Raw genomic sequence first — 25,192 nt, 5'->3', positions numbered from 1 at the left:
GCCGGCCCGAGGGTATCGTAACCGTGGACGACGCCATCGAGTGGCTGCGCGACCGCCCCTTCTACGAGGGACAGATCGCCGACCACCGGCGGCTCCCGGCGCGCGACCCCGAGTTCGCCGACGTCGACCTCGAACCACGGCTCGCCGGCGCGCTCGACGACCGCGGCGTCGAGCGCCTCTACCGGCATCAGGCCGACGCGATCGGCGCGGTCCGCGACGGCGACGACGTCGTGCTCGCGACCGAGACGGCCAGCGGCAAGTCGCTCGCGTACACCGTCCCCGCGTTCGAGGCCGCGATGGATCACGGCGGGCGGACCCTCTACCTCGGGCCGCAGAACGCGCTGATCGCGGACCAAGAGGAGTCGCTCTCGGGGCTCGCCGCCGACCTCGGCTTCGGCAGCCGCGTGTCGGTCGACTCCTACACCGGCCGGCTCTCGCGCTCGGAGAAGCGCGACGTGCGCGACCGCCGTCCGACCGTCCTCCTCTCGAACCCGGACATGCTCCACTACGCGCTGCTCCCGTACGCGGGGCGGCTGTGGGACTGGTTCTTCTCGTCGCTGGAGTACGTCGTGATCGACGAGGTCCACAGCTACCGCGGCGTGTTCGGCTCGCAGGTCGCGCTGACGCTCCGCCGGCTCGCACGGACCTGCGAGCGGTTCGGCTCCGCGCCGCAGTTCGTCTGCTGTTCGGCGACGATCAACAACCCCGTCGACCACGTCGCGACCGTCACCGGTCGCGACCCCGAGGGGATCGCCCTGGTCGACGAGGACGCCTCGGGACGCGGACCGCGCGACTGGGTGCTGTGGAACCCGCCCGAGTACGACGACGACTGGGCCGAGCGCGGCAGCGGCCGGCGGAAGTCGAGCCACACGGAGAGCAAACGACTCTTCGTCGACCTCGTCACGGCGGGCCAGCAGACGCTCGCGTTCACCCGCGCGCGCCAGACCGCGGAGCAGTACGCGACCGACAGCGCGAGCGACCTCCGCGAGCGGGGCGAGCGCGACCTCGCCGGGAAGGTCGGCGCGTACCAGGCGGCGCTCACCGACGACCGCCGCCGCGAGATCGAGTCGGCGCTCCACGGCGGCGACCTCCGGGGCGTCTGGTCGACGAGCGCGCTCGAACTCGGCGTCGACGTGGGCGGGCTCGACGCCGTGGTGCTGGACGGCTACCCCGGGACGCGGATGTCCGCCCACCAGCGCGCGGGCCGGGCGGGCCGCGGCGACGACCCCGCCACGGTCGTCATGGTCGGCGGCGAGGACCAGCTCGACCAGTACCTGATGCGCAACCCGAGCGACTTCTTCGACGCGCCGCCCGAGGACGCGATCTGCGACCCGGAGAACGGACAGCTCATGCCCGGCCACGTGGCGTGTGCGGCCGACGAGAGCTGGCTCTCGCCCGAGGACGAGCGCTTCTTCGGCGACTCGTTCCCGAGCGTGGTCGCCGACCTGACCGAGGAGGGCGTCCTCGAACGGCGCGAGGCCGCGGACGGTACGCGCTGGGTCCACGCCGGCGGGGGGAGCCCGCAGCAGTCGGTGAACCTCCGCACCGCCGAGGAGCGCGAGATATCGCTGATCGAGCGGTCGAGCGGGGAGACGGTGGCGACGCTCGGCTTCGCGGACGCGCTCCGGGACGCGCACCCGGGAGCGATCTACCACCAGCAGGGCCGAACCTACGAGGTGGTCGAGTTGGACCTCGACCGCGACGTGGCCGAGCTCCAGCAGTCCTGGGCGGACTACTACACGCAGGTGCGCTCCGACAAGGACATCGTCGTGAACGCGGACCTCGACGAGCGCGCGCTCTCGGCGCGCCCCGACGTTCCCGTCCGGTTCGCGGACGTCACGGTGACGGAGCAGATCACGGGGTTCGTCCGGAAGGACGCCGCGACCGGGGAGTCGCTCGGCGAGTCGACGCTCGACCTCCCGGAGACGACGCTGCGGACGAAGTCGCTGTACTTCCCCGTGCCCGAGGACGTCGAGCGCGAGATGCGCCGCCTCGGCGACGCGGTCGACGAGGACGGGGCTGGCCCGGCGGTCAGCGCCGACGGGGGGAGGCCCGACGACGAGCCGATCCCCGGCGGCGAGTACGCGTTCAACGGCGGGATCCACGCCGCCGAACACGGGATCATCTCGCTGTTCCCGTTCCACCTGCTGTGCGACCGCGCCGACGTGGGCGGCATCTCGACGCCCCACCACCCGCACACCGAGGGCCCGGCGGTGTTCGTCTACGACGGCTACCCCGGCGGCGTCGGGCTCACGCGCCGCGGCCACCGTCGGATCGAGGAGCTGATGACGCGGACGGCGCGGCTGATCGACACCTGCGACTGCGAGGGCGGCTGCCCGGCCTGCGTCCAGTCGCCCCACTGCGGCAACGGCAACGACCCCTTGGCCAAGGCCCCGGCCGTCCGACTGCTCGAATCGCTCACGGGAGCCGACGCGGACGTCTGACTCGGCCCACCCAAACGCCGACGCCTGACCCGAGCCACCCAAAGTTCCTTGCTGCCCGGGGTCGAGTGGCAGACGATGGCCATCGACCTCGACGACGCCGCGGACCCCGCGGCCCGCGCGATGGAGTGGCTCGTCCTCGGCGCGGCGTACTTCCTCCTCCTCCTGTTCCTCATCGGCGTGTTCGACCTGTTCGTCTCGCTGTACCGCCTGCTCGTCGCCGGCAACTTCACCGACCCGGCGGAGGTCGTCGAGCTGCTCGACAGCGTCCTCCTGCTGTTGATCATCGTGGAGGTCCACCGGACGCTCGTGGCGTACGCGCGCGGCCAGCCCGTCCTCCGGATCGTCGTGAGCGCCGCGATAATCGCGGTCTCGCGGCGCGTGATCAGCTTCCGGCTCGACGACTACGGCACGGGCGACGAGGCGCTGCTCGCGGCCGCGGCGCTCGGCGTGCTCGTCCTCGCGCTCACGGTCGGCTACTTCCTCCTCGACCGCGTGAGCGTCCCGGGGCGGCTGGAGCTCTGATCGCCGACGGACCGGGACGACCCGACCGACGCCCGCGGGGCATCCGCCGGCGGTCCCGGTGGTTTCACGGTGGACGCGCCCGTGTTGATCCCATGGAGCTGTTCTGGCACCGACGCGACCTCAGGGCCGCGGACAACGTGGGGCTCGCGGCCGCCGCGGGGACCGAGACCGACGAGGCCGACCGGGGACCGGCCGCGCCCGTCTTCGTCTTCGACCCCGCCGTCCTCGACCACGCGAGCGACGTGCGGGTCCGCCGCCTGCTCGACGGGCTCGCCGCGCTGCGCGACGACTACCGCGAGCGCGGGAGCGACCTCCTCGTCGCCCGCGGCGACCCCGAGGCCGTCCTCCCGCGGCTCGCCGAGGCGCTCGACGCCGAGCGCGTCGTCTGGAACCGCGACTACTCGGGGCTCGCCCGAGAGCGCGACGCGGGCGTGCGGCGCGCGCTCGACGCGGTCGACGTCGCGCGCGAGGCCCACCACGACGCGGTCCTCCACGACCCCGACGCCATCCGGACGAACGCCGGCGACCCGTACTCCGTGTACAGCTACTACTGGAAGAAGTGGACCGACCGCGCGAAGGCGGACCCGGCCCCCGCGCCGAGCGACGAGGCGCTCGCGGACGCCGACCGACTCGCGGACGCGGCCGACGCTGTCGACGGGACCGACGCGAGCGACGCGACGGCGGCCGACGGCGGCGTCGACGCGTCCCCCGTCGCCGCGGTCGGCGACCTCCCGACGCCCGCCGACCTCGGCTTCGCGGAGCCGGACGCCGACGTCGGACCGGCGGGGACCGCCGCGGCCCGCGAGCGCCTCGCCGACTTCCTCGACGAGGCGGTGTTCGCCTACGAGGCCGAGCGCGACTTCCCCGCCGAGGGGGCGACCTCTCGCCTGTCCGCCTTCCTCAAGTACGGCGAGATCGGCGTCCGGGAGGCGTACGCGGCGACCGAGGAGGCGATGGCCGAGGCCGAGTCCGACGCGCGACCCGACGACGCCCCCGAGCAGGTCGAGGAGTTCCAACAGCAGCTCGCGTGGCGGGAGTTCTACACGCAGGTCCTCTTCCACAACCCCGAGGTGGTGACGGCGAACTACAAGGAGTACGAGGAGGGGATCGACTGGCGCGACGACCCCGAGGAGATCGCGGCGTGGAAGCGCGGCGAGACGGGGTACCCCATCGTCGACGCCGGGATGCGCCAGCTGCGCGAGGAGGCGTTCATGCACAACCGCGTGCGGATGATCGTCGCCTCCTTCCTCACGAAGGACCTGCTCGCGGACTGGCGGCACGGCTACGACCACTTCCGCGAGCACCTTGCCGACCACGACACCGCGAACGACAACGGCGGCTGGCAGTGGGCGGCCTCGACCGGGACCGACGCGCAGCCGTACTTCCGCATCTTCAACCCGATGACGCAGGGCGAGCGCTACGACGCCGACGCGGAGTACATCAAGGAGTACGTCCCGGAACTGCGCGGCGTCGAGGCCGACCTGATCCACGAGTGGCACGAGCTGTCGCCGACGCAGCGCGCGAACGCGGCTCCGGCGTACCCCGCGCCGATCGTCGACCACTCGGAGCGCCGCGAGGAGGCGCTCGCGATGTACAAGCGGGCCCGCGGCGAAGACCCGGACGAGTGACCGTCGTCGCGGGCCGCTCACCCCGGCTCACTCCTCCCGCTAGACTTCGGTGACCGCGCTCACCAGCGCGTTCACGGGGAACGACTCGTCGTAGTCGAACGACGCGAACACCGCGTCGTACCGGTCCGACGGGAAGAGGAACACCACGAGGTCGTCGAAGAACAGCGTCTGCGCCGCGTACTCGCTCCGCCCCACGAGGCGCTTGAAGTCGTCGCCCGTGATCTGGTTCGACATCACCAGCTGGTACGCCTCGTCGAGGTCGGCGTCCGAGTAGCGGTCCTCGACGTCCCCGCGGACGTGTTCGATCTCGAACGAGACGCTCCGGAGGTCCGCGACGACGCGGGGCGTGGGCCCGTCGAACGAGAGGATCGCGTCGGCGATCGGTGACATGTCACCCTGATTCAACCCGCGTGCGCATAAATCACCGCGACGGAGCCCGCAAGCCCCGTTTCGCCGCCCCCATCGCGCCCCGTCAGAACAGCGCCTCGCTCTCGTCGAGGACGCGCGCCGGACCGCCGACCTCCCAGACGTCGGTGTCGATCCCGACCTCGGCGATCCGGCTCTCGACCTCGTCGACGTGGTCGGCGAGCGTGTTCACGTACACCGAGGCCCCGGTGTCGGTCGAGAAGTAGACTGGAACGCCCGACTCCCGCAGCTCGCGGACCGCGTTGAACACGGCGATCGTCTCGGGCTGCCAGTACACCCACCCGGCGGGCCCGGTCATCGTCGTCGCCGTCAGCGAGAGGGAGTCGTGCTCGGCGGTCTCGAAGATCCGGTCGAAGTCGCCCGCGCGGAGCGCGTCGGTCATCTCGACCAGCTGGTCCTGGACGTGCGCGGTCCGCGCCTGCATCATGTGGCTCGCGGCGGCCTCGCGGTGGGCCTCCTCCGTCTCCTTGTACGCGGGAACGTGCGCGGCGACGATCCGGAGGTCCTCCTCGGGGTCGAAGCCGTCCTCGCTCACGCCCACGTCGAGCCGATAGGAGCGGCAGTCCTCGTCGTTGAGCCCGGCGTCGAGCCGCGAATACGCGCCCGTGACGGCGCGGGCGGCCGACGAGGACCCGCGGCGGGCGACGGTGGAGACCTCCGGGAGAGACATGTCGAGTCCGGCGGCCTCCACTAGGGCGAGCGCGGCGGCCGCGAACCCGGACGACGAGGAGCCGAAGCCGATGTTCGACGGGAAGGAGTTCTCGCTCTCCAGCCGCACGGCGGCGTCGACGCCGGCCAGGTCGCGGACGTGGTCGACGACCATGTCGATGCGCTCGGCGGCGCGGCCGTCAACGTCCTCGCCGCCGATGACGTAGGCGTCCTCGCTCGCGTCCGGCTGCCACTCGACGGTCGTCGTCGTCGCTGTCGGGGCGGTACAGAGGCTGATGCTGTCGTGGTACGGGAGTCGCAGTTCCTCGTCGCGCATCCCGTGGTACTTGACGAGCCCCTGGATCGGGTGGGCTCGCGCGGTGGCCTTACCGGTCATACCTCGGGAAGCGTCCGGCGGGGGATTAGTCGTTGCGATGGGCGGGAGCGACGCGGAGCGGCCGGCGACGCGGACGGCCCCGAGGCAAATTATTAGTGGCGGCCGACGCCCGAGCCGACATGGCCTTCCGCGACGCGTTCGCCCGGCAACCCCAGGCGAAGGCCTACGCACTCGCCGCCGTTTCGGCGGCCCTGCTGTTCCTCGAAACCGTGGTTCGCTCACGCCAGTACTCGATACGGGAGGGTCAGCCGGTGCCGGCCCGGACGGCCCTCGATCTGCTCGTCGACGTGGCCGGGACGTACCTCGTGGTGCCCGGGCTCCTCTTCGTCGCCTACTACGCGATCGACGGTATCGGACCGCGGATCCCCCTGACCGCTCGGTCGCTCGGAGCGCTGCTCGCGGCCGTCGTCGCCGGGTCCCTCGCCGGACAGTACGTCGGCGGGGCCCCTCACTCGCTCCGGTTCCTGCTGGGGTCGAACGCCTTCGCCGCCCGCCCGCTGACCGCGCGCCTGTGGCTCGACGTGTTCGGACCGATCGGCCGCGACTTCCTCGCGGCCGTCGGCCTGTTGGTCGTGACGAGGGCCGTCCGGCACGCGAGGGGCGACCGCGAGGACCCCGTCGAGTAGCGACCGCGCGTCCCGCCCGCTTCCGTCCCCGCGACGGCGACGCGATCGAGGGGAACCCTTTTTGCCCGGCCGGCGGGTACTCCGCGCCATGACCGAGTACACCGTCGAGTTCGTCGGCACCGGCGAGACGATCGAGGTGGCCGACACGGAGACGATCCTCAGCGCCTGCTTCGACGAGGGGATCGCTCAGGAGTACTCCTGCCGCGTCGGGATGTGTCTCGCCTGCTCCGCCGAGATAGTCGAGGGCGAGGTGACCCAGCCCGCGGCCCGCGGTTTCTCCGACGAGGAGGCGGAGAGCTACGCGCTCACCTGTATGGCCCGCCCGCAGTCCGACCTGAAGCTCGAACGCGGGAAGTACCCGCCGAGCATCGAGGACGACGCGGCGACCGCCGCGGGCGACGGCGCGGCCGCGGACGACTGAAAACGGGCTTTTATTTGCTCAGTACGGTACCGCGTACAGCGCTATCGCGAGGAACGGGATGAGCGCGATCAGCATCGCGATGGCGTAGCCGAACATCTCGCGCGCCCTGACGTTCGTGATCGCGAGGAGCGGCAGCGCCCAGAACGGGTTCAGCAGGTTCGTGTGCGCGTCGCCGACCGCGTACGCGACGGTCGCCTGCCCGTAGGGGACGCCCAGCTCCTGTGCGGCCTGAAGCACCGACGGTCCGACGACGAGCCACTCGCCGCCGCCGGATGGGACGAACAGGTTCGCGACGGAGCCGACCACCCACGCGATCACGGGGTACGTGGCCGTCGTCGACACGTCGAGCAGCGCCTCGGCGAGCAGCAGCGCCAGGCCGGAGCCGGCCATGATACCCTGAATCCCGGCGAAGAAGGGGAACAGCAGGACGATCCCCGCCGCCGCGCCGGCCGCGTCGTTGAACCGGTCGCGGTAGTACGCCGGGCGCTGGTAGATGAGGAGGCCCGCGAAGAGGAAGCCGAAGTTGACGGCGTTCAGCGTGAACGCGCCGAGCCCCTGGTTGGCGAACTGGAGCACGAGCAGGGCGACGCCCGACAGCGCGACCAGCCCGCCGATGAGCCGGCTGTTGTTCAGCCGCTCCGCGGGGACGTCGTCTGCGCGGCCCCCGTCGGCGGCCGCGTCGTCGTCTGCGCGGCCCCCGTCCGCACTCCTGTCGAACAGCTCCGCCTCGTCGACGTACGCCGTGATCCCCTTCGCCCGACCCCCGGAGGGCGCGAGGACGTACAGCACGGCGCTCGCGAACAGGATCGAGAGGGCGGTGAGCGTGAGCGCGTACGGGTGAAAGATCGTCTCCGCGGCCGGGACGGTCGACGAGAGGAACTCGAACCCGGTCCCCTCACCGATGTTGTTCGCGTCGGTCAACTGGAGCGGGGCCGACCCGGAGATCCCCCAGTGCCACGTCAGGCCGAGCCCCATGTAGCCGGCGACCGCGAGCAGCGGGTAGTGGACGTCGATGTCCTTCCGGTGGGCGACCTTCCCCATCTCGCGGGCGAAGATCGCGCCCATGATGAGGCTGAACCCCCAGTGGACCCACGCCAGCGACATCGAGATGAAGCCGACGAACGCGGCGGCCTGCGCCCCGGAGTTCGGGACCTCGGCCAGCCGCTGGAGGACCGCGTTGACCCGCGGGTGGTACGCGATGACGAACCCGGTCATCAGGATGAGCACCATCTGCATCGAGAAGCCGAGGAACGCCCAGAACCCCCCGTACCAGAACTCCAACAGTTCTATCGGCCCGGAGTCGGTGGCTATCAGGCCGGCCCCGTAGACGAGATACGTCAACAGGATGGCGAAGACGAACGGACTCGGCATCTACCGTTCGACGACGTTCAATATTCGAAATCCGACACGTTCGACGATCCCGGCCCCGCCACTGGCTGCCATGGCTTCCCTATCCAGTATCCTACAGTATAAATAATGGGATACGACGGCGGCGGCCGAGACGTTCGGCGTCGCCGCGTCGTCCGCGGATGCGGTCCTGCTTCGCCGCGTCGATCTCGGGGGCGGCCTACTCGGCGCGCTCGAACCGGTGTCTGACCACGTCGGCGTCGTCGTCCCACTCGAAGTTCCCGCCGTGCGCGCGGACCATCCGCTCTTTGTACGCCGAGAGCGACGGCGACCCCTCGCGTTTCGCGTCCTCGTCGGTCATGTCGCCGAGCGTGCGCTCGGTCACCTCGACTAGTTCGAAGGCGACGCCGTCGATCTCGAAGGTCTCGCCCTCCTCGCCGTACTGGTTTCCGCGGTGGAGCTGCGTCACCTCGCCGTCGAGGGCGGCCTGCTTCACGCGGTCGTTCGGGAGCAGGTCGGCCGGGTCGTTGTCGGTCATGTCACGCCCTTCGGTCCGCTCCGGCTTATGCGCGGCGGCGAGCGCGGCCACGACTCGGCCCCCGCGTCGCGGTGACGCCGGACCGAACCCCGACGCGTTACGGATATCGAAACGCCGACCCGAGCGGGTACGCACGTCCGTGAACACCCGCGCTGCGTCCCGAGCCGAGGGATTCAAGATACTGCCGGTACCCATCTCTGACGATGCGACAGGACCACCTCATCACCGCGACCCAGCTCTCGCGGGATGACATCGAGGCCGTGCTCGACCGGGCCCGGGCGGTCGCCGACGACCCCGCCGCCTACGCGGACCGGCACGCCGGGCGGGTGCTCGCGCTCTGCTTCTTCGAGCCCAGCACCCGCACCCGGATGAGCTTCGACAGCGCGGCCAAGCGCCTCGGGATGAACACCATCGGCATGGGCGATGTCGACTCCTCGTCGGTCTCGAAGGGCGAGTCGCTGTCGGACACCGTCCGCGTCATCGAGGGGTACGCGGACGCGCTCGTCCTCCGGCACCCGAGCGAGGGCGCGGCCACGCTGGCGGGCGAGCGCGTCGACGTCCCCGTCGTCAACGCTGGCGACGGCGCGGGCCAGCACCCGTCCCAGACGCTCCTCGACCTCCACACGATCCGCGAGGACCACGGGCTCGACGACCTCACGATCGGGATCATGGGCGACCTGAAGTACGGGCGGACGGTCCACTCGCTGGCGGCCGCGCTGACGGAGTTCGACGCCAACCAGCACTTCATCAGCCCCGACTCGCTGCGGCTCCCGCGGTCGGTCCGCTTCGACCTCCACGAGACCGGCGCGCAGATCCGCGAACACGACGAGCTCGAACCGGTCTTAGGCGAGCTCGACGTGCTGTACGTCACCCGGATCCAGAAGGAGCGGTTCCCGGACGAGAACGAGTACCACCGCGTCGCGGGCGAGTACCGGATCGACGCCGAGACGCTCGAGGCCGCGGCCGACGACCTCACCGTGATGCACCCGCTCCCCCGGGTGGACGAGATCGCCCCCGATGTCGACGAGACCGACCACGCGCGCTACTTCGAACAGGCGCACAACGGGATTCCGGTCCGGATGGCGTTGCTCGACACCCTACTGGAGAACGCGGATCCCGACGGCGACGAGGGGACGGAGGTGGACCGATGAGCGACCACGAGCTCCGCGTCTCGAAGATCCGCGACGGCACCGTGATCGACCACGTCGAGGGCGGGCAGGCGCTGAACGTCCTCGCGATCCTAGGCATCGACGGCTCCGGGGGGTTCGGCGTCTCGGTGGGGATGAACGTCCCCTCCGACCGGCTCGGCCGCAAGGACATCGTGAAGGTCGAGGACCGCGAGCTGTCGCAGTCGGAGGTCGACGTGCTCTCGCTCATCGCGCCGGAGGCGACGATCAACATCGTCCGCGACTTCGAGGTGGTCGAGAAGAACCGCGTCACCCGCCCCGACGGCGTGACGGGCGTCCTCTCGTGTCCGAACCGCAACTGTATCACCAACGCCGGCGAGCCGGTCGAGACGCGGTTCGACGTCGTCGCCGACGGGGTGCGCTGCGACTACTGCGCGACGATCCTGCGCGCCGACATCGCCGACCACATCGACGTGTGAGGCGGCGAGCGCCGCGAGCCGTCTCTCGCGGGGCGATCCCCGCTCGGTCCGGTAAGTTTTAGCGCCCGCCGTTCCAACCGTCGCGTATGAGCAAGAAAGCCAAGCTCGTCCTCGTGCTGTCGCTCGTCGCGCTCGCGTACTTCCTGTTCGCCGGCGACAAGGAGCCGGTCGAGATCGAGTAACCGCGCTCGCGCCCTCCGCGAACCGCACCGACGACCGAACCGCCGCGCGGGTTGACCCGCGGCCGCGGCCGACCGCCCGATACCGTCCGTTTTTACCGACCTGTCCCGTAGCCGGTCCCATGTATGGGGTCGTCACGCGCAACGCCGACGAGGTCGCGATGGAGCCGTTCGACCTCGGGTTCTACGAGGTCAAAGACGTCACGGGACGGGCGGCCGAGCCCCTGCCGAACGCCGTGAACATGGTGTCGTGTTTCGGCGACAACGCGGCCGCGAGCGAGGACGAGGACCTCGTTCCGGTCGACGAGCGTGGCGAGCCGGCGACCCGCGACCGCGACTACTTCGACTGGGCGTACATCTGCCCGACGCACCCCGAGTACCGCGAGGGACTCCTGGAGATCATCGCGGACTGCGCCGCCGAGAACGGGGACGTGCGCCTCGACGACGTGGGGTTCCCCCGCGAGGGGTTCTGTCACTGCGACCGCTGCGAGCGCCTGTTCGCCGAGAGCGACCGCGACGACTTCGCCGACTGGCGCGCGGACGTCATCACCGGCTTCGTCGCCGAGGCGGCGGAGCTGGTCCCCGGCCGGCTGCTCCTCACGCTGTACCCCGATCCGTATCCCGACCACCTCTACGAGCGCGCCGGCCTCGACCTCGACCGCCTCACGGAGCACGTCGACGAGTTCGTGGTCCCGCTGTACGACACCGAGTACGCGACGACCTACTGGCTGGAGGCGATCGCGCGGGGGTTCCGCTCGCGGCTCGGCGGCGACTACGACGTCCACGGTGCGCCGCCGGAGACGCCGTTCTCGCTGGAGCTGTACGCGGTCGAGGTGGACGTCGACGACCTGATCCACGCGACCGAGGTCGCCGAGACGTACGCGAAGGACGTGTTCTTCGGCTACGACGCGAACAACGCCGCCGCCGCGGTCCGCCGGAAGAACGCCGACTCCCGCGACGGCGAGGTCCACCGACCGGAGTGACCGACCGCGTCGGCCGGCCTCTCGCGGCCCCGTGAACGAGGGTTTATATACGGCCGCGGTCGACGCTTACTCGACCGGCCGCCGGCGCGCGACACGACCGGTCGTCTCGCGTTCGCGCGAGGCGGTCGCCTTTCAACGTCCGCGCCGTAGCGGCGGTCGCCCTACACCGGTGAGCCGACGGCTCGCCGTTTCTCCGTGTCTCCGTTCCGCTCAGTGGACCGTCCGGTCGTCGCTCGCGTCGATCTCCTCGATCGGCTCCGCGTTGCCGAACTCGGGCGTCGGCCCGTCGCCCGGCTCCGCCCAGTCGACCGCGTTCCGGAGGACGCGCCGGACGTCCTCGTCGTAGTAGATCGGATACGTCTCGTGGCCGGGGCGGAAGTAGAACACCCGCCCGTTCCCGCGGCGGTAACAGCAGCCGGAGCGGAACGTCTCGCCGCCCTCGAACCACGAGGTGAACACGAGCGCGTCCGGCGCGGGCACGTCGAAGCGCTCGCCGTACATCTCCGTCTCTTCGAGTTCGATCGCCTCGCCGATCCCGTCCGCGATCGGGTGGCTCGGCTCGATCGTCCAGAGCCGCTCGCGCTCGGCGGCCTCGCGCCACTTGAGCGAGCAGCTGGTCCCCATCAGCCGCTTGAAAATCTTCGAGTAGTGCGCGGAGTGGAGGACGATCAGGCCCGTCCCGTCGAGGACGCGTTCGTGAACCCGGTCGACGACCGCGTCGCGGACCTCGTCGTGGGCCGCGTGACCCCACCAGACCAGCACGTCGGTGTCGTCCATGACCGCCTCGGTGAGCCCGTGCTCCGGCCCCTCGTCGAGGGTCGCGGTGCGGACCTCGTGGCCGCCCTCGCGGAGCGCGTCGGCGACGACGGCGTGGATGCCGTCGGGGTAGACCTCGGCGACGATCTCGCTCTCGCGCTCGTGTCGGTACTCGTTCCAGACCGTGACGCGTGCCATACGCGGGGTCGTCGCCGAACCGACTTGAGCGCTCGCCCCGGCCCTCGCCGCCTGCTCACCCGTCTCAGGCGGTCGCTTCGACGTTGGCGAGCCGGGTCGCGAGGAACTCCGCGATGGAGCCGTCTTCTTCCTCGACGAACCGCGCGAGCTCCTCGCCGTCGGGCGACTCCACGACGACCGTCGGGATCAGTTCGATCCCGTACGCCTCGACGAGTTCGCCCTCCTTCCCGTCCGGCCCCTTCGTCACCGGAAACGACTCGATGCGGTCGTCCGGGACGCCGGCGGCCGCGAGCGCGGCACCGAACTCGGGGAGCTGTCGCTGGCAGTCGATACACCAGTCGCCGCCCCACACTTTGAACACGTAGTCGTCCGCCGCGAGCGCGTCGAGAACGGAGTCGTCGAACGCGGCCGCGTCGACGTCGTCCGCGGGCGCGAGCGTTTCGAGCGTCATGGCGTTCGGTAGGTCGCGGAGCCACGTAAACGGCGCGTCGGTGGCAAGACGAGGTCTCGGTCGTTCGCGGCACGAACGGCCCGGTGTTACGTCGCTCCGACTGCTCTGAAACCGAAACCCGTCACGAACGCTTCCGAAGGCCCAGCCGCTCGGCTGTACGGTTCTGTTTATAAATCGTCAGTCGACACGAGTACCCCCGAAGCCCCAGGCACGAGGCGGGCGCAGGTGACGGCAGGACCGCAGCGAGTGAGCGGAGCGAACGAGCGAGGACCGCCCCGAGCGTGCGCCCGCTTCGCGACTGCCCCTTCGAGTCCCACCCCGTACCGCACAGCACTTCACACCTCCCCAGCCTCGTCGCGGCCGTTTTTAAACGGCCGCGACTCCGGCGAGGGACCGGGCGTCCCTCTGGCAGTCGGGCGTCGCCCGACGACCTCGCGCGTGCTCCTCCCGGCCTATCGGCCGCTCGGAGGCACGCGCCACCGCGTCAGTCTCGGGTCCCGGCTGTCTATTTATATACAGACCCGGTCGTGCTGAGGCGTTTATAACCGGATTTCGCCGGCGCGGGCGACATCGCTTGCCGGAGTCCGCGGGGCCTTTGCGTCGCGACCGCCTCGGTTCGGCTAATGGACGACGACATCCTGTCGACGCTCGGCTCGCCGCTGGTGCGGGTCGACGCGCCCGCGGGGACGACGGTCGCGGCGAAGGTCGAGTCCCGCAACCCGGGCGGCTCAGCGAAGGACCGCCCCGCGCTGTACATGGTCGAGGCCGCCGAGGAGGCGGGCGAGATCGAGCCGGGCGACCGCATCGTGGAGCCCACGTCGGGCAACACGGGCATCGGCCTCGCGATGGTCGGCGCGGCGCGCGGCTACGACGTCACCCTCGTCATCCCCGAGGGGAAGTCGATCGAGCGCCGCCGGCTCATGCGGGCGTACGGCGCGACCGTCGAGCTCGTCGACGGCGACATCTCGGACGCGAAGGACCGGGCGGACGAGCTCGAAGGCGAGCCGAACACCGTCCAGCTCCGCCAGTTCGAGAACCCGGCGAACCCCCGCGCCCACTACGAGACGACGGGCCCGGAGATACTCGACCAAGTGGGCGACCGCACCGTCGACGCGCTGGTCGCCGGCGTCGGCACGGGCGGGACGATCACCGGGGTCGGCCGCCGGCTGCGCGAGGCCTTCCCGGACGTCCGGATCGACGCCGTGGAGCCCGCGGACAACGCCGTCCTCTCCGGCGGGGAGCCGAGCGTCGACGGCTTTCAGGGGATGGGCCCGGGGTTCGTCTCGCCGAACCTCGACGTCGACCTGATCGACGAGGTCCACACGGTCGAGCTGGCCGACGCCGAGGCCGAGTGCCGCCGGCTCGCCCGCGAGGAGGGCATTCTGGTCGGCCAGTCGTCGGGCGCGTCGAACCTCGCGGCGAAGGACGTCGCGGCCGAACTGCGAGAGAGCGGCGCGTTCGACGGCGAGGAGCCGCTCGTCGTCACGGTCTACTGGGACAGCGGCGAGCGCTACCTGACCGCGGGTACCTTCGACGCCGAGTGAGCCGCGCGGACCGACCCACCCGGGAGTTGATTAGCGTTCGGCGCGCAGATGCCCCGTGAACACGCGCGCAGAACCGACGGAGCCGTCCGGCGGCGACTCGGCGGGCTCGCCCGACGCCCCGGACCGACGCTTCGACGGGCCGTGGCTCGCCGCGCTGACCGCCACTGTCGCCGTCTGGACGCTCCTGTACGCGCTCGACTGGGCGTTCTTGACTCCCCAGACGCCGATCGGCGCGGCGGTCTCGTTCGCGTACGGGTACCTGCTCGCCCCGCTGGCGACCGCGACCATCCTCCTCGACGCGCTCTCGCTCGCCGAGCGGGGGGTCGCCGATCTCGGCGTCTTCAAGTGGGTCTACGCGCTCGTCGCGCTCCCCGCGCCCCCGGTCGCCGTCCTCTACTACGCGCACCGCGAGTGGCTGAAACCCGACGACGCGGACCTCCTCGGAGGGCCCTGATGTCGGCCGACCGTCGACCGGAGTCGACCGACGGGGACGCCGGCCCCGGCGCGGTCGCCGGCCTCGTGACGGCCCCCGAGGGCGGGGCTCCGCCGGTCAGTTGCGACGCGGTCGAAATCCGTCCGGACGGCGTCGAGGGCGACCGCTACCGCCGCGGCGACGGCCACTTCCAGCTCGACGGCTGCGCGGTCACCCTCGTCGCCGCGGAGGCGCTCGACGCGGTCCGCGAGGAGACCGGCATCGACGTGAGCGACGGCCGTCACCGTCGGAACGTGGTCGTCGAGGGGTTCGGCGCGGGGTTGGACCCGCTCCTCGACGCGACCGTCGCGGTCGGCGACGCCCTCCTGCGACCGACTCGCCGCCGGCCGCCCTGCGCGCACGTCGAGGAACTCGCCGCCGAAGACGGGCTGGCGTCCGCGCTCCGGAACCGCGGCGGCCTCTGCTGTGACGTGGTCGAACCGGGTCCCGTCGCCGTCGGCGACGCGGTGACGCTCCGCGAGGCCGACCCGCGGACCGCCGGCGCGGCCATCGCGGAGCGCCTCGCGGAACGGTCGTCGAGCGGCCACGAGTAGCGCCCGCGCATCGTCGGGCTTTGGACTGATTCCGGAATATCGGGTGTGCGTGTGATTTACACCCGCGCTTCGGACTTTAGCCGCTCGAAGCCGGAGAGAGCGGCATGAACCGAACCCGTCGCGCGGCGCTGGCCGGGATCGCGGCGGTCGGGGGGGCTTCCCTCGCCGGCTGCCTCGGGGGCCGAGCGACGGACTCTGCCGGCCGAAACGCCGAGGAGTTGGGCGGCGGAACCCCCCCGCCGACCGTCGACACCGGCTATCACCTCGCGTACGAGGCCGACACGCTCGCCTCCGAGTCGCTCGACGGCGGCGTCGGGAAGGACGGGATCCCCTCGGTCGACGACCCGGTCTTCCGCCCCATCGAGGAGACGGACTCGCCGAGCAACGAGCCGGTGTTCGGCGTCGTCCGCGGCGGCGAGGCGAAGGCGTATCCGCGTCGGATCCTCTCGCACCACGAGATCGCCAACGACGAGGTCGGCGGCGAGCCGGTCGCGGTCACGTACTGTCCGCTCACCGGGACGGCGCAGGGGTTCCGCCGCGGCGACACGACCTTCGGCGTGTCGGGCCGGCTCGTCAACTCCAACCTGATCATGTACGACCGCGCCACCGACAGCTGGTTCCCGCAGATGCTCGCCACCGGGGTCGACGGGCCGATGGCCGGCGAGACCCTCGACGAGTTCCGCGTCGCGTGGACGACCGCGGGCGAGTGGGCGGCGCAGCGTCCCGACTCGCTGCTCATGACCGAGGAGACCGGCTACGTCCGCCGCTACGACAGCGACCCGTACGGGGGCTACGCGCCGCTGAGCGGGTACTACATGCGGGACGGGACCAGGTTCCCGGCGCTCGCGTCCCCGGAGGACGGCCACGCCAAGTCGGTCGTCGTGGGGGCGCGGACCGCGACGGGCGCGATCGCCTTCGACAAGGCGACGCTGCTCTCGGAGCGCGTCCTGACCGGGACCGTCGGCGGCGGAGGCCCGGCCGTCGTCGCCGTCGCCGACCCGGCCCTCTCGACGGGGTACGTCTACCGGAACCCCGACGGCGTCGCGGTCGAACCGGACGGCGACGGGTACCGGGTCGACGGCGAGGCCGGGGTCGCGGCCGCGGACCTGCCGCTCGAAGGGGTCCTCGCGTTCGACGCGATGTGGTTCGCCTGGTACGGCTTCTACCCGGACACCGCGTTCGTCGGCGAGCACACGCGGGCGGGCTATGGGGGCTGAGACCGCCGCGGCCGCGGACTCGCCCCGCGCGTGGCTCGCCGGGCTGGTCCGACGAACGCTGTTCGCCGTCCGCGCCGCCCTCGGTCGGCGCGACGGTCGGGCGACGGCCGCCGTCGTCGCCGCCGCCTATCTCGTCGCGTACCACCTCGGCCTCGGCCACCTCGGGCTGCGCGCCGGGGCGAGCGCCTCGACGCCCCGGTTCGACCTCGCCGTCGCCGACGACCCGGTCGCGCTCGCGACGCGGCGCGTCGCCGCGTTCCAGTACGAGCCCGTGGCGCTCCTCTCGGCGGGACCGGTCGAGTACCTCTTCGCTCCCGTCAACACCGTCCTCGGGCTCGCGCTCGCGGCGCTCGTCGGCGTCACGCTCGCCGTCTCCGTCGTCGCGTGGCGGGGCCCCTCGGCCTGCCGGATCGGTGCCGGCGCGGGCGCCGTCGCGGGGCTTCCGGGGGTCCTCTCGGGGGTCGCCTGCTGCGGCCCCGCGTTCCTCGCAGTGATCGGCGTTCAGGCCTCTGCGGGGCTGCTCGCCGCGTTCCGGTGGTTCCTGCCGGCGTCCGTCGCCGGACTCGTCCTCACCCTCCTCTGGGTCGGTAGCCGGGTCGATCCGGCGGCCGTGAGCTGACCCCTCGCACGGCTCGCGGGCTGCCGAAAGCGAAAGGGTTGACGGCCGACCGCCCCGAGGTGTCGCCCGTGACTGTCGGATGAACTGGCGGTACCGCCACACGGTGTTGACGCTGTGTATGCTGGCGTTCTTCGTGACCTACTTCGCCCGGCTGGCGATCAGCCCCGTCGTCCCCCTCATCATCGACGATTTCGGCGTCTCGAACACGGCCGTCGGGGTGGCGCTCTCGGGCATGTGGTTCGCCTACGGGCTCTCGCAGTTCCCGAGCGGGATCCTCGCGGACCGGTACGGCGAGCGCCGGGTGATCCTCGTCGCGGTCGGCGGGACGACGGCGATGAGCCTCCTGCTGGCGGCGGTTCCGGTCTTCCCCGCGTTCGTGCTGGCGGCGGTGCTGTTGGGGCTCGCGGCGGGGCTCCACTACGCCGTGGCGACCACGCTGCTCTCGCGGACGTTCGACGACCTCGGCACCGCGGTTGGGATCCACTCGCTCGGCGGCCCGCTCGCGGGCCTGATCGCGCCCGTCGCCGCGACGTGGGTCGGCGTTCGCTACGGCTGGCGGCCCGGCGTCGCGCTGGCCGCGCTCGTCGGCGTCCCCATCTTCCTCCTGTTCGCGCGGCGCGTCCGCCCCGCCGAGCCGCGCCGCCCGGAGCAGCCGATGACCGAGCGGCTCCGGCTCGGGCCGCTGTTCGAACTGGTCGGCCGCCGCGAGATCCTCGTCCCGCTCGCCGTGGCGACGCTCGGGACGTACGTCGCGCAGGGCGTCATCTCTTTCCTGCCGACGTTCCTCGTCGAGTTCCGCGGCTACTCGCCGGGGTTCGCCGGCGGCGTCTTCTCGGCGTTCTTCGTCGTCCGGGCGGGGGCGCAGGTCGGGCTCGGCCGCCTCTCGGACCGGGTGGGTCGCGACGCGAGCATCGCCGCGTCCCTCCTCGGCGGGGCGCTCGGACTGGCCTCGCTGGTCGCGCTCCCCGACCTCGTCCGACTCCCCGTCGCCGTCGGCCTGCCGGCGCTCCCGACGACCGTCGGGCTCGGCGTCGCCGTGCTCCTCGCCGGGCTCGGCTCCTCGTTCTTCTCCGCCATCGACCCCCGGTTCATGGACGCGCTCGGCGACGCCGAGCGGGGGGCCGGCTTCGGACTGATCCGGACCGTCTACACCGTCATCGGCTCGGCCGGCTCCGTCGGCGTCGGGCTCGTCGCCGACCTCTTCGGCTGGGGCGCGTCGTTCGCCCTCATCGCCGGCCTCGCCGGCGTCTCGTTCCTCGTCATCTCGGCGAACGCGCTCGCCGGCCGAGGTCGGTGAGGCGTCGCCGACGCCGTCACTCGCCTCTGTCGATCCATACCCTCACCCGACGTATCGCCGCCTCGTCGTACGCTCGCCGTCCGGATCGTACAGCGTGACGACCTCTCCCCCGTCGTCGAGGACGGGTGCCTCCCGACCGAGGTAGTGGTCGGCGGCCGTGTCCGTGCCGCTGCCGACGTGGACGGTCAGCGTCTCGTCGGGGGCGAGCGTCGCGCCCGGGAGGTCGTCGCGCTGCCCGTCGAAGTCGATGACGTAGCCCGTCAGGTCGATCGGTTCGGCGGCGGCGTTCCGCAGCCGCACCGACTCGTCGAGGGGGTCTCCCGCGCCGTCGGCGGCTCCGCTCCCCGGCCCTGCGTCGATGGTGTCGATCACGAGCCCGTCAGGCCTCGCCTCCGCGGCGAAGGCCGTGATGTCGGCCAGCGTGTACCCGTCTGTCGGCGTCGGCTGCGGGAGGCTCGGCTCCCAGCCGTCGGGCGCGGCGTTGGGGTAGGCGGTCTCGTCGGCCTCGATGAGCCCGATGAGCGTCTCCGCGACGATGCGACTGCCGACCGCGCCGAGCCGTTCGCCGTCCTGCTGATAGTCGGCCTCGGCGAGCACGTAGTACCACAGCGGCGCGTCGGGGTCGGCGCCGCGGCCGTGCGCCCGGAGCGTCCGCATGATCGGCGACTCGTCGCCGAACGCCTCGTTCCGGATCGGGTCGTACCCCATCCGGGCGGCGACGTCCTGTCCGGAGGCCAGCCCGAGCGCCTTCCCGCGGCGGAGGTTCCGGACGGCGAGGGATCTGTCGCCGGACACCGGGAGCTCGAACAGCGCCGGCGCGAGTAGAGGTTCGATCTTCCGCGAGGGCTGGTAGTTGCCGTCGCCGGTGTCGAGCAGCCGGGACCAGTCGACGACGAGGTCGCTCGACACCGGTCCCCCTCCGCGGAGGTGTTGTTCTTCCGCCTCGGAGCCGGTCGGGAACAGCGGCACCTCGCCCACCCCGTCGTTGACGTCGAACGCGTGCGGGATCATGCTGTGGCCGAACCGGTACGCGGCCCCGCCGAACTCGACCGGGATCGCCGGCGTATGCCCCGGCGGGAGGAAGAACTGCCGGCCGTGCTCCTCGATGTCGGCCAAGACGTAGCGGTCGCAGATCCGCGGGAGCAAGTCGTGTCGCACGACCCATTGGTAGTGCCACCTGACGAGCCGCTGCGCGGCTTCGAGGACGGACTCGTCCTCCTCGACGAGTGACGAGCCGGGACCGAGCAGGTGGTCGACGATCCGGCTGTGGAAGTTCGCGAACGCGAGCTGGAGCTGCGAGACGACGACGTTCTCGTCGTTCCGCGGGTCGCCGATCACCGCCGTGTCCTGCTCGTTCCGCTGGAGGTCCGTCCCCGGCGGTCCGAAGACGCCGCCGTCGTCACCCTCCGGCGGGGCCGCCTCGCCGGTGAGCAGCTTGCGCTCGTCCGCGTCGTGGTCGTAGAGGAACGGGGCCGTCTCGGCGTTCGTCCGGTACAGCGAGTCGAGGTCGAGCGCGGGCGTCCGGAAGTTCCGGAGCGCGGCCGGGTCGTTGCGCCGGTCGATATCGGAGGTGGGGTCGAACGTGATATCGTGGTCGACGAACTGGCCGAAGATGCCGTAGCCGGCCGGGGTCTCCGCGTCGCCGACCGGGTCGTCGGGCGTCTCCATCATCGGCGCCCCGACCTCGCCGCCGGTCCCGCCCAGCGTCCGGAGCAGCTCCTCGTCGCGGTCGTACGGGTCCAGCTCCGGGAACTGCGTGTAGAACCGGTGGCTCCGGACCGGGCCCGCGGTCGTACACGCGGCGTCGTTCATCCCGCGGTGTCCGCTCCCTCCGTGGAGCACGATGTCGCGCGCGTTCACCGTCAGGCGGAGCGTCGCCTCGCTCTCGTCCGGTCGCTTCCGCCGTCGGACCGGCTCCTCGGTCCCGCCCTGCGCAGGGTTTCGCACGGTGAAGGAGACGTCGTCGAGGGCGGTGCCGCCGTCCGCCTCGAGGACGAAGTCCCCGTCGGCTCCGGTCGTCCAGTGGCCGATGCGGTCGCCGTCCCGCCGCTCGCCGATGACGATCCGCCCCGCCAGCGGCCGGGAATCGTCGTCGACGACGCGACAAGTTATTTTGTCAGTAACACCCATGGGTTTAGATGACACACATAAGTGTCAAAAAATTTTCTAAATGAACTTTCAACTTGTTCCCCGGATTATATTGCTGGCTTCGTGCCCGCCGGCCGGTCAACGTAGTCGCGGCGGACCGCTGCGCGCCGGTCGTTCCCACGCGACCCGAACCTTCGAGTTCGCCCGGAACGAACCGTCGGTGTGTACGACTACCACGCCCACACGAACTACTCGGACGGGGCGTTCCTCCGGTGGATGGTCGAGGCCGCCGCGGACGCCGGGCTCGACGGGATCGGGTTCGCCGACCACTGTAACGTCTCGCCGGAGCCGAACGCGCGGGAGCACAAGCGCGCGTTCGGGTTCAACCTCGACCTGACCTACGAGCGCCGCCGCGACGCGATCGAGTCGGTCCGCGACGCCGTCGACGTCGACGTGTTCGACGCGGCGGAGATGGACTACGACCCGGCTCACGAGGGCGCGATCGCCGACTTCCTCGACGAGGCGGACTTCGACTACGCCGTCGGCAGCGTCCACGACCTCGACGGCGCGAACGTCCACACGCGCTCGCACTTCGCCGACAAGCCGGCGGCGGAGCGGCGGGACCTCGTCGACCGCTACTTCGAGAAGCTGGTCGCGCTCGCCGAGTCGGAGCTGTTCGCGATCGCCGCGCACCCGGACCTGATCGAGCGCAACCCGCACCTCCGCGGGTTCGCGACCGAGGACCACTACGCGGCGGTCGCCGAGGCGTTCCGCGACTCGCGGACCGTCCCGGAGATCAACGCCGGCCGGCTGCTCGACGACTACGGCGAGTTCCACCCGGCCCCCGCCTTCCTCGACCGACTCGTCGACGCCGGCGTCGACGTGACGGTCGGGACCGACAGCCACGACCCGGCGGAGATCGCCCCGCGGGCCGAGGAGATCGAGGCCGAACTCGACCGTCGCGGCCTGGAGCCGGTCCGCCTCGATCGGATCGTCGCGGACGCCTGACTGGAGCGGTCGCGCTCGCGACGGAGTGAACTGCGAAAATCAGCGAGTCGCTCGCTCGACTTCGCTCCGCTCAACCGAACTGCGGAAATCAGAGATTTCCGCGTTTGACTTCGGCTTACGCCTCGTCGAACAACGCAGCGCTCCGCGCTGCTGGCTCGACTTCGCTCCGCTCAGTCGAACACCGATAGACTCGCTTCGCTCGTCTATCGAGTTTGACTTCGGCTTACGCCTCGTCAAACAGCGTCTCGCCGTCGACCATATGCTCCTCGACGGCGTCCATGTCGAGCGTGACGCCGAGGCCCGGCTCCTCCGGCACCTCGATGTACCCGTCCTCGATGACGTCCTCCTCGACGAGGTCCTCCCACCAGCCGAGCTCGTAGGAGTGGTACTCGATGGCGAGCGAGTTCGGGATCGCCGCGCCGACGTGCGTCGCGGCCATCGTCGCGATCGGCGAGGCGACGTTGTGCATCGCGACCGGCACGTAGTACTGGTTCGCGACGTCGGCGATCTTGCGCGTCTCCCGCATCCCGCCGACCTTCGGCAGGTCGGGCGCGACGATGTCGACCGCCTGGTTCTCGATGAGCCGGCGGAGCTCCGTGACGCGGTAGCGGTTCTCGCCGACCGCGATCGGCGTGACCGTGTTCTTCGTGACCTCCTCTTGGACCTCGAGGTTCTCCGGCGGCACGGGGTCTTCGAGCCACCACACGTCGTACTCCTCGATGGCGTCCGCGAGGCGCTTGGCGGAGCCGCCCGAGAACGTCCAGTGGCAGTCGAAGGAGACGTCGGCCTCGTCCTTCACGCGCTCGGTGACCGTCTCGACGATCTCCGCCTTGTGGCGGATCTCGCCGGGCCGGAGGTGGCGGTTCGCGCGGTCCTTCTCGAAGCCCGAGGGGACGTCGAGGTCGAACTTCAGCGCGTCGTAGCCGAGCTCGTCGACGACGCGCTCGGCCTCGTCGGCGCAGGCCTCGGGGTCCGCCTCCTCCTCGGTGTGGCAGTCGCAGTAGACGCGCATCTCGTCGCGGTACTTGCCCCCGAGCAGCTGGTAGGCCGGCACGTCGAGGACCTTCCCGGCGAGGTCGTGGAGCGCGACCTCGATGCCCGAGATGGCGGTGACGGTGACGCCCTCGACGGAGCCCTCGCCCGACATCTTCTGGATGAGGTGCTCGTAGAGGCGGTCGATGTCGAGCGGGTTCTCGCCGATCACGAACGGCTTCATGCGCTCGATCAGCTCCGGAACGCCCGCGCCCCAGTACGCCTCGCCGGTGCCGACGACGCCCGCGTCGGTGTAGACGCGCACGAGCGTCCACGGGAAGTTCCCGTCGACCATCGTCGTCTGCACGTCCGTGATCTCGACGTCTCGGTCGCCGCCGCGCGTCCCCGTGGTCCCCATCGTCTCGGCGGAGAGCTCCCGCATCGTGTACTCCGCGTTCGGGTCGTGGAGCGACTCGTAGTCCCGGCTCATGCCCTTCGATTTATTCGGAACAGGGTAAACGTTTACCATCGGGCGTGGTACGCCTGAACAGGTGGCTTTTCATCCCCGTACGCGCAACGGGAGGGCATGGTCGAAATCACTGATTCTCTCGCGTGTCTGTACACCGGTCGGGTGGAGTCTCGCGGCGACGACTACGTGGTCACCGTTCCGGCCTCGGAGATTGAACACGGCAGCGTCAGCGTCGGCGAGACGTACCGGATAGCCGTTCTCGACCGAGCCGAAGCGGCTGACGACGGGGCGGCCGCGAGCGCGGACAGCGGCGCGGCGTCCGGACCGGCCGCCGACGGTTCTTCGGGCGAATCGCCCTCGGACGACGGGCAGCGCCCCACCTCTCGCGGGGCCGCCGGAGCCGTCCAGCCCGACCCGCCCGTCTCCGAGGGCGAGGTCCGCGACGTGACGATCGAGACGCTGGGCGACAAGGGCGACGGGATCGCCAAGATCGAGCGCGGCTACGTCGTCATCGTCCCCGACGCCGAACCCGGCGAGGAGCCGACCGTCGAGATCACGAGCGTCCGCGAGAACGTCTCGTTCGCGAACGTCGTCGAGAAGTAGCTCTTCCTCCGACGCCTCCCGCACCGGTCTCGCTCTCCGTCCCCGGCTCACTCGGGCGGGTTCCCCCGCGAGAACAGCGCCCGCAGGTTCGACGGCGAGAAGAACGAGGACGGCTCGTCCATGTGGACGCCGATCTCGCCCGAGAGCGCCCGGAGCCCGACCCGCTGGACCGGCTCCGGCAGCGAGTAACACCGCCGGATCGCCTTCCCGAGCCGGATCTCCGTCGCGAGCGCCTCGCGCCACCCGGACTCGTAGGCGGCGAGCGTCGCCGGGTCGCGGGGGTCGATCGCCGCCGCGGCGACGTCGGCCGCCCGCATCCCGTAGAGGATGCCGCCCCCGGTGAACGGCTTCGTCTGCGCGGCGGCGTCGCCGATCAGGAACCCGCGGTCGCTCGTCGTCCGCCCCGGCGGCCCGACGGGGATCGCGCCCGAGCAGCGGCGGTCGGTCGTCGCGCCGTACGCGTCGGTGAGCCGGTCGAACCGCCCGGAGACGTCCTCGCTCGGCGGCGCGGCGAGCCCGTACTCGACGCCCGCGTCGCCCCGGGGGATCCGCCACGCGAAGAACGTCGGGGCGGTGAGGTGGACGTCGACGTAGTCGCCCGCGTCCGCCTCCTCGTCGAAGCCGAGGACGCCGTGGAGCAGCTCGTCCGGCTCCGGGAGGTCGAGCGCGCGGCGCACCCGCGAGGTCGGCCCGTCGCAGCCGGCGACCATCCGCGACTCGACCGACTCCACGTCGCCCGCGGGCGTCTTGACGTCGACGACGACCCGGTCGGAACGCTCCTCGACGCCGACGACCGTGTGGTTCTCGCGGACGTCGGCGCCGGCCTCCCGCGCGCTGTCCGCGAGCGTTCGGTCGAGTCCGACGCGGTCGATCACGTTCGACACCGGCTCTCGCTTGTAGAACGGATACGCCCGCGACCCCGGCCCGTCGACGTGGAAGCGAGCGCCGTACACCAGGTTCTGGAGGAGTTCGTCGCGGGCCCCCTCGGGGACGTACTCCCACACGTCGTCGGAGACGTGGCCGGAGCAGGCGAGCGGCTCGCCGACCGACCCCTTCTCGAAGGCGACGACGTCGCGGCCGGCCTCGGCCGCGCGCCGAGCGAACCGCGAGCCCGGCGGCCCCGCGCCCACGACGGCGAAATCGTACATGGGGGAAGCGAGGTGACGGGGATATTTAATT

At 71.3% G+C, this 25,192-nt stretch carries 25 protein-coding genes; 16 read left to right on the top strand and 9 right to left on the bottom strand.

The window, feature by feature from the left end; translation table 11 throughout:
• Positions 1 to 23 precede the first annotated feature (23 nt).
• The 3 genes from C464_RS11485 to C464_RS11475 all read left to right on the top strand — a co-directional run bounded on the left by C464_RS11485 (position 24) and on the right by C464_RS11475 (position 4,594).
• Entirely contained in the window at positions 24 to 2,444 is a 2,421-nt protein-coding gene (locus C464_RS11485; RefSeq protein WP_006113870.1) for a DEAD/DEAH box helicase, read from the top strand.
• Between the two features lie 75 nt (positions 2,445 to 2,519).
• Positions 2,520 to 2,966 (top strand): phosphate-starvation-inducible PsiE family protein, encoded by a 447-nt coding sequence (locus C464_RS11480; protein ID WP_006113869.1) that lies wholly within the window; start codon positions 2,520 to 2,522, stop codon positions 2,964 to 2,966.
• A gap of 92 nt (positions 2,967 to 3,058) precedes the next feature.
• Positions 3,059 to 4,594, top strand: coding sequence for a cryptochrome/photolyase family protein (locus tag C464_RS11475; RefSeq protein WP_006113868.1), 1,536 nt, complete (start codon positions 3,059 to 3,061; stop codon positions 4,592 to 4,594).
• A 39-nt stretch (positions 4,595 to 4,633) separates the two neighbouring features.
• Here C464_RS11475 and C464_RS11470 read toward each other — a convergent pair whose 3' ends face one another.
• Together C464_RS11470 and mvaD are read right to left on the bottom strand one after the other, a co-directional pair.
• Positions 4,634 to 4,984, bottom strand: a complete 351-nt coding sequence (locus tag C464_RS11470) for a hypothetical protein (RefSeq protein WP_006113867.1) — start codon at positions 4,982 to 4,984, stop codon at positions 4,634 to 4,636.
• A gap of 82 nt (positions 4,985 to 5,066) precedes the next feature.
• Positions 5,067 to 6,065 (bottom strand): phosphomevalonate decarboxylase MvaD, encoded by a 999-nt coding sequence (gene mvaD / locus C464_RS11465; protein WP_006113866.1) that lies wholly within the window; start codon positions 6,063 to 6,065, stop codon positions 5,067 to 5,069.
• Positions 6,066 to 6,184: 119 nt separating this feature from the next.
• On the opposite strand from mvaD, the gene C464_RS11460 reads away from it, so the two are divergent.
• Together C464_RS11460 and C464_RS11455 are read left to right on the top strand one after the other, a co-directional pair.
• Positions 6,185 to 6,691, top strand: coding sequence for a hypothetical protein (locus tag C464_RS11460; RefSeq protein ID WP_006113865.1), 507 nt, complete (start codon positions 6,185 to 6,187; stop codon positions 6,689 to 6,691).
• A gap of 88 nt (positions 6,692 to 6,779) precedes the next feature.
• Positions 6,780 to 7,112: a 2Fe-2S iron-sulfur cluster-binding protein gene (locus C464_RS11455; protein ID WP_006113864.1), complete on the top strand. Its 333-nt coding sequence runs from the start codon at positions 6,780 to 6,782 to the stop codon at positions 7,110 to 7,112.
• Between the two features lie 18 nt (positions 7,113 to 7,130).
• Here C464_RS11455 and C464_RS11450 read toward each other — a convergent pair whose 3' ends face one another.
• Positions 7,131 to 8,483 carry a short-chain fatty acid transporter gene (locus C464_RS11450; RefSeq protein WP_006113863.1) on the bottom strand — a complete coding sequence of 451 codons (1,353 nt, stop codon included), beginning with the start codon at positions 8,481 to 8,483 and terminating at the stop codon, positions 7,131 to 7,133.
• A 196-nt stretch (positions 8,484 to 8,679) separates the two neighbouring features.
• Positions 8,680 to 8,997, bottom strand: a complete 318-nt coding sequence (locus tag C464_RS11445; RefSeq protein WP_006113862.1) for an ASCH domain-containing protein — start codon at positions 8,995 to 8,997, stop codon at positions 8,680 to 8,682.
• 203 nt (positions 8,998 to 9,200) lie between these two features.
• On the opposite strand from C464_RS11445, the gene pyrB reads away from it, so the two are divergent.
• From pyrB to C464_RS11430, 3 genes are all read left to right on the top strand, one after another.
• On the top strand, positions 9,201 to 10,148 hold the full coding sequence (gene pyrB / locus C464_RS11440; RefSeq protein ID WP_006113861.1) for an aspartate carbamoyltransferase: 948 nt from the start codon (positions 9,201 to 9,203) through the stop codon (positions 10,146 to 10,148).
• Complete coding sequence (gene pyrI, locus C464_RS11435; protein WP_006113860.1) at positions 10,145 to 10,603, top strand: aspartate carbamoyltransferase regulatory subunit; 459 nt, start codon at positions 10,145 to 10,147, stop codon at positions 10,601 to 10,603. Before pyrB ends, pyrI begins: the two co-directional genes overlap by 4 nt.
• 301 nt (positions 10,604 to 10,904) lie before the next feature.
• Positions 10,905 to 11,765 (top strand): hypothetical protein, encoded by an 861-nt coding sequence (locus C464_RS11430; RefSeq protein WP_006113859.1) that lies wholly within the window; start codon positions 10,905 to 10,907, stop codon positions 11,763 to 11,765.
• 210 nt (positions 11,766 to 11,975) lie between these two features.
• Here C464_RS11430 and C464_RS11425 read toward each other — a convergent pair whose 3' ends face one another.
• Together C464_RS11425 and C464_RS11420 are read right to left on the bottom strand one after the other, a co-directional pair.
• Positions 11,976 to 12,719 (bottom strand): ThuA domain-containing protein, encoded by a 744-nt coding sequence (locus C464_RS11425; RefSeq protein WP_006113858.1) that lies wholly within the window; start codon positions 12,717 to 12,719, stop codon positions 11,976 to 11,978.
• A 64-nt stretch (positions 12,720 to 12,783) separates the two neighbouring features.
• The gene (locus C464_RS11420) at positions 12,784 to 13,170 is read right to left on the bottom strand and encodes a TlpA family protein disulfide reductase (RefSeq protein WP_006113857.1); all 387 of its coding nucleotides are present in this window, start codon (positions 13,168 to 13,170) and stop codon (positions 12,784 to 12,786) included.
• A 623-nt stretch (positions 13,171 to 13,793) separates the two neighbouring features.
• On the opposite strand from C464_RS11420, the gene C464_RS11415 reads away from it, so the two are divergent.
• The 6 genes from C464_RS11415 (at position 13,794) to C464_RS11390 (ending at position 18,873) form a co-directional block, all read left to right on the top strand.
• Positions 13,794 to 14,714 carry a PLP-dependent cysteine synthase family protein gene (locus C464_RS11415; protein ID WP_006113856.1) on the top strand — a complete coding sequence of 307 codons (921 nt, stop codon included), beginning with the start codon at positions 13,794 to 13,796 and terminating at the stop codon, positions 14,712 to 14,714.
• 55 nt (positions 14,715 to 14,769) lie between these two features.
• A complete protein-coding gene (locus C464_RS11410) occupies positions 14,770 to 15,168 on the top strand; it encodes a hypothetical protein (protein WP_006113855.1) in 399 nt (132 codons plus the stop codon).
• Positions 15,168 to 15,740, top strand: a complete 573-nt coding sequence (locus C464_RS11405) for an MOSC domain-containing protein (RefSeq protein WP_006113854.1) — start codon at positions 15,168 to 15,170, stop codon at positions 15,738 to 15,740. The genes C464_RS11410 and C464_RS11405 overlap by 1 nt, the downstream gene beginning before the upstream one ends.
• A 104-nt stretch (positions 15,741 to 15,844) precedes the next feature.
• Entirely contained in the window at positions 15,845 to 16,957 is a 1,113-nt protein-coding gene (locus C464_RS11400) for a DUF3179 domain-containing protein (RefSeq protein ID WP_006113853.1), read from the top strand.
• Positions 16,947 to 17,576: a hypothetical protein gene (locus C464_RS11395; RefSeq protein ID WP_006113852.1), complete on the top strand. Its 630-nt coding sequence runs from the start codon at positions 16,947 to 16,949 to the stop codon at positions 17,574 to 17,576. The genes C464_RS11400 and C464_RS11395 overlap by 11 nt, the downstream gene beginning before the upstream one ends.
• A gap of 79 nt (positions 17,577 to 17,655) precedes the next feature.
• A complete protein-coding gene (locus tag C464_RS11390; RefSeq protein WP_006113851.1) occupies positions 17,656 to 18,873 on the top strand; it encodes an MFS transporter in 1,218 nt (405 codons plus the stop codon).
• A 42-nt stretch (positions 18,874 to 18,915) separates the two neighbouring features.
• On the opposite strand, the gene C464_RS11385 is transcribed toward C464_RS11390, so the two are convergent.
• Positions 18,916 to 21,003, bottom strand: coding sequence for a peroxidase family protein (locus C464_RS11385; RefSeq protein WP_006113850.1), 2,088 nt, complete (start codon positions 21,001 to 21,003; stop codon positions 18,916 to 18,918).
• Between the two features lie 180 nt (positions 21,004 to 21,183).
• Here C464_RS11385 and C464_RS11380 point away from each other — a divergent pair, with 180 nt between their 5' ends.
• Positions 21,184 to 21,969 (top strand): PHP domain-containing protein, encoded by a 786-nt coding sequence (locus tag C464_RS11380; RefSeq protein WP_006113849.1) that lies wholly within the window; start codon positions 21,184 to 21,186, stop codon positions 21,967 to 21,969.
• Between the two features lie 223 nt (positions 21,970 to 22,192).
• On the opposite strand, the gene C464_RS11375 is transcribed toward C464_RS11380, so the two are convergent.
• A complete protein-coding gene (locus C464_RS11375; RefSeq protein WP_006113848.1) occupies positions 22,193 to 23,431 on the bottom strand; it encodes a mandelate racemase/muconate lactonizing enzyme family protein in 1,239 nt (412 codons plus the stop codon).
• 96 nt (positions 23,432 to 23,527) lie between these two features.
• Here C464_RS11375 and C464_RS11370 point away from each other — a divergent pair, with 96 nt between their 5' ends.
• A complete protein-coding gene (locus tag C464_RS11370; protein WP_049911098.1) occupies positions 23,528 to 24,013 on the top strand; it encodes a TRAM domain-containing protein in 486 nt (161 codons plus the stop codon).
• 47 nt (positions 24,014 to 24,060) lie between these two features.
• On the opposite strand, the gene C464_RS11365 is transcribed toward C464_RS11370, so the two are convergent.
• Complete coding sequence (locus C464_RS11365) at positions 24,061 to 25,161, bottom strand: geranylgeranyl reductase family protein (RefSeq protein WP_006113846.1); 1,101 nt, start codon at positions 25,159 to 25,161, stop codon at positions 24,061 to 24,063.
• Positions 25,162 to 25,192 lie beyond the last annotated feature (31 nt).

The sequence above is a fragment of the Halorubrum coriense DSM 10284 genome (assembly GCF_000337035.1).
GTDB lineage: Archaea > Halobacteriota > Halobacteria > Halobacteriales > Haloferacaceae > Halorubrum > Halorubrum coriense.
This window is presented reverse-complemented; position numbering and strand designations above follow the sequence as displayed.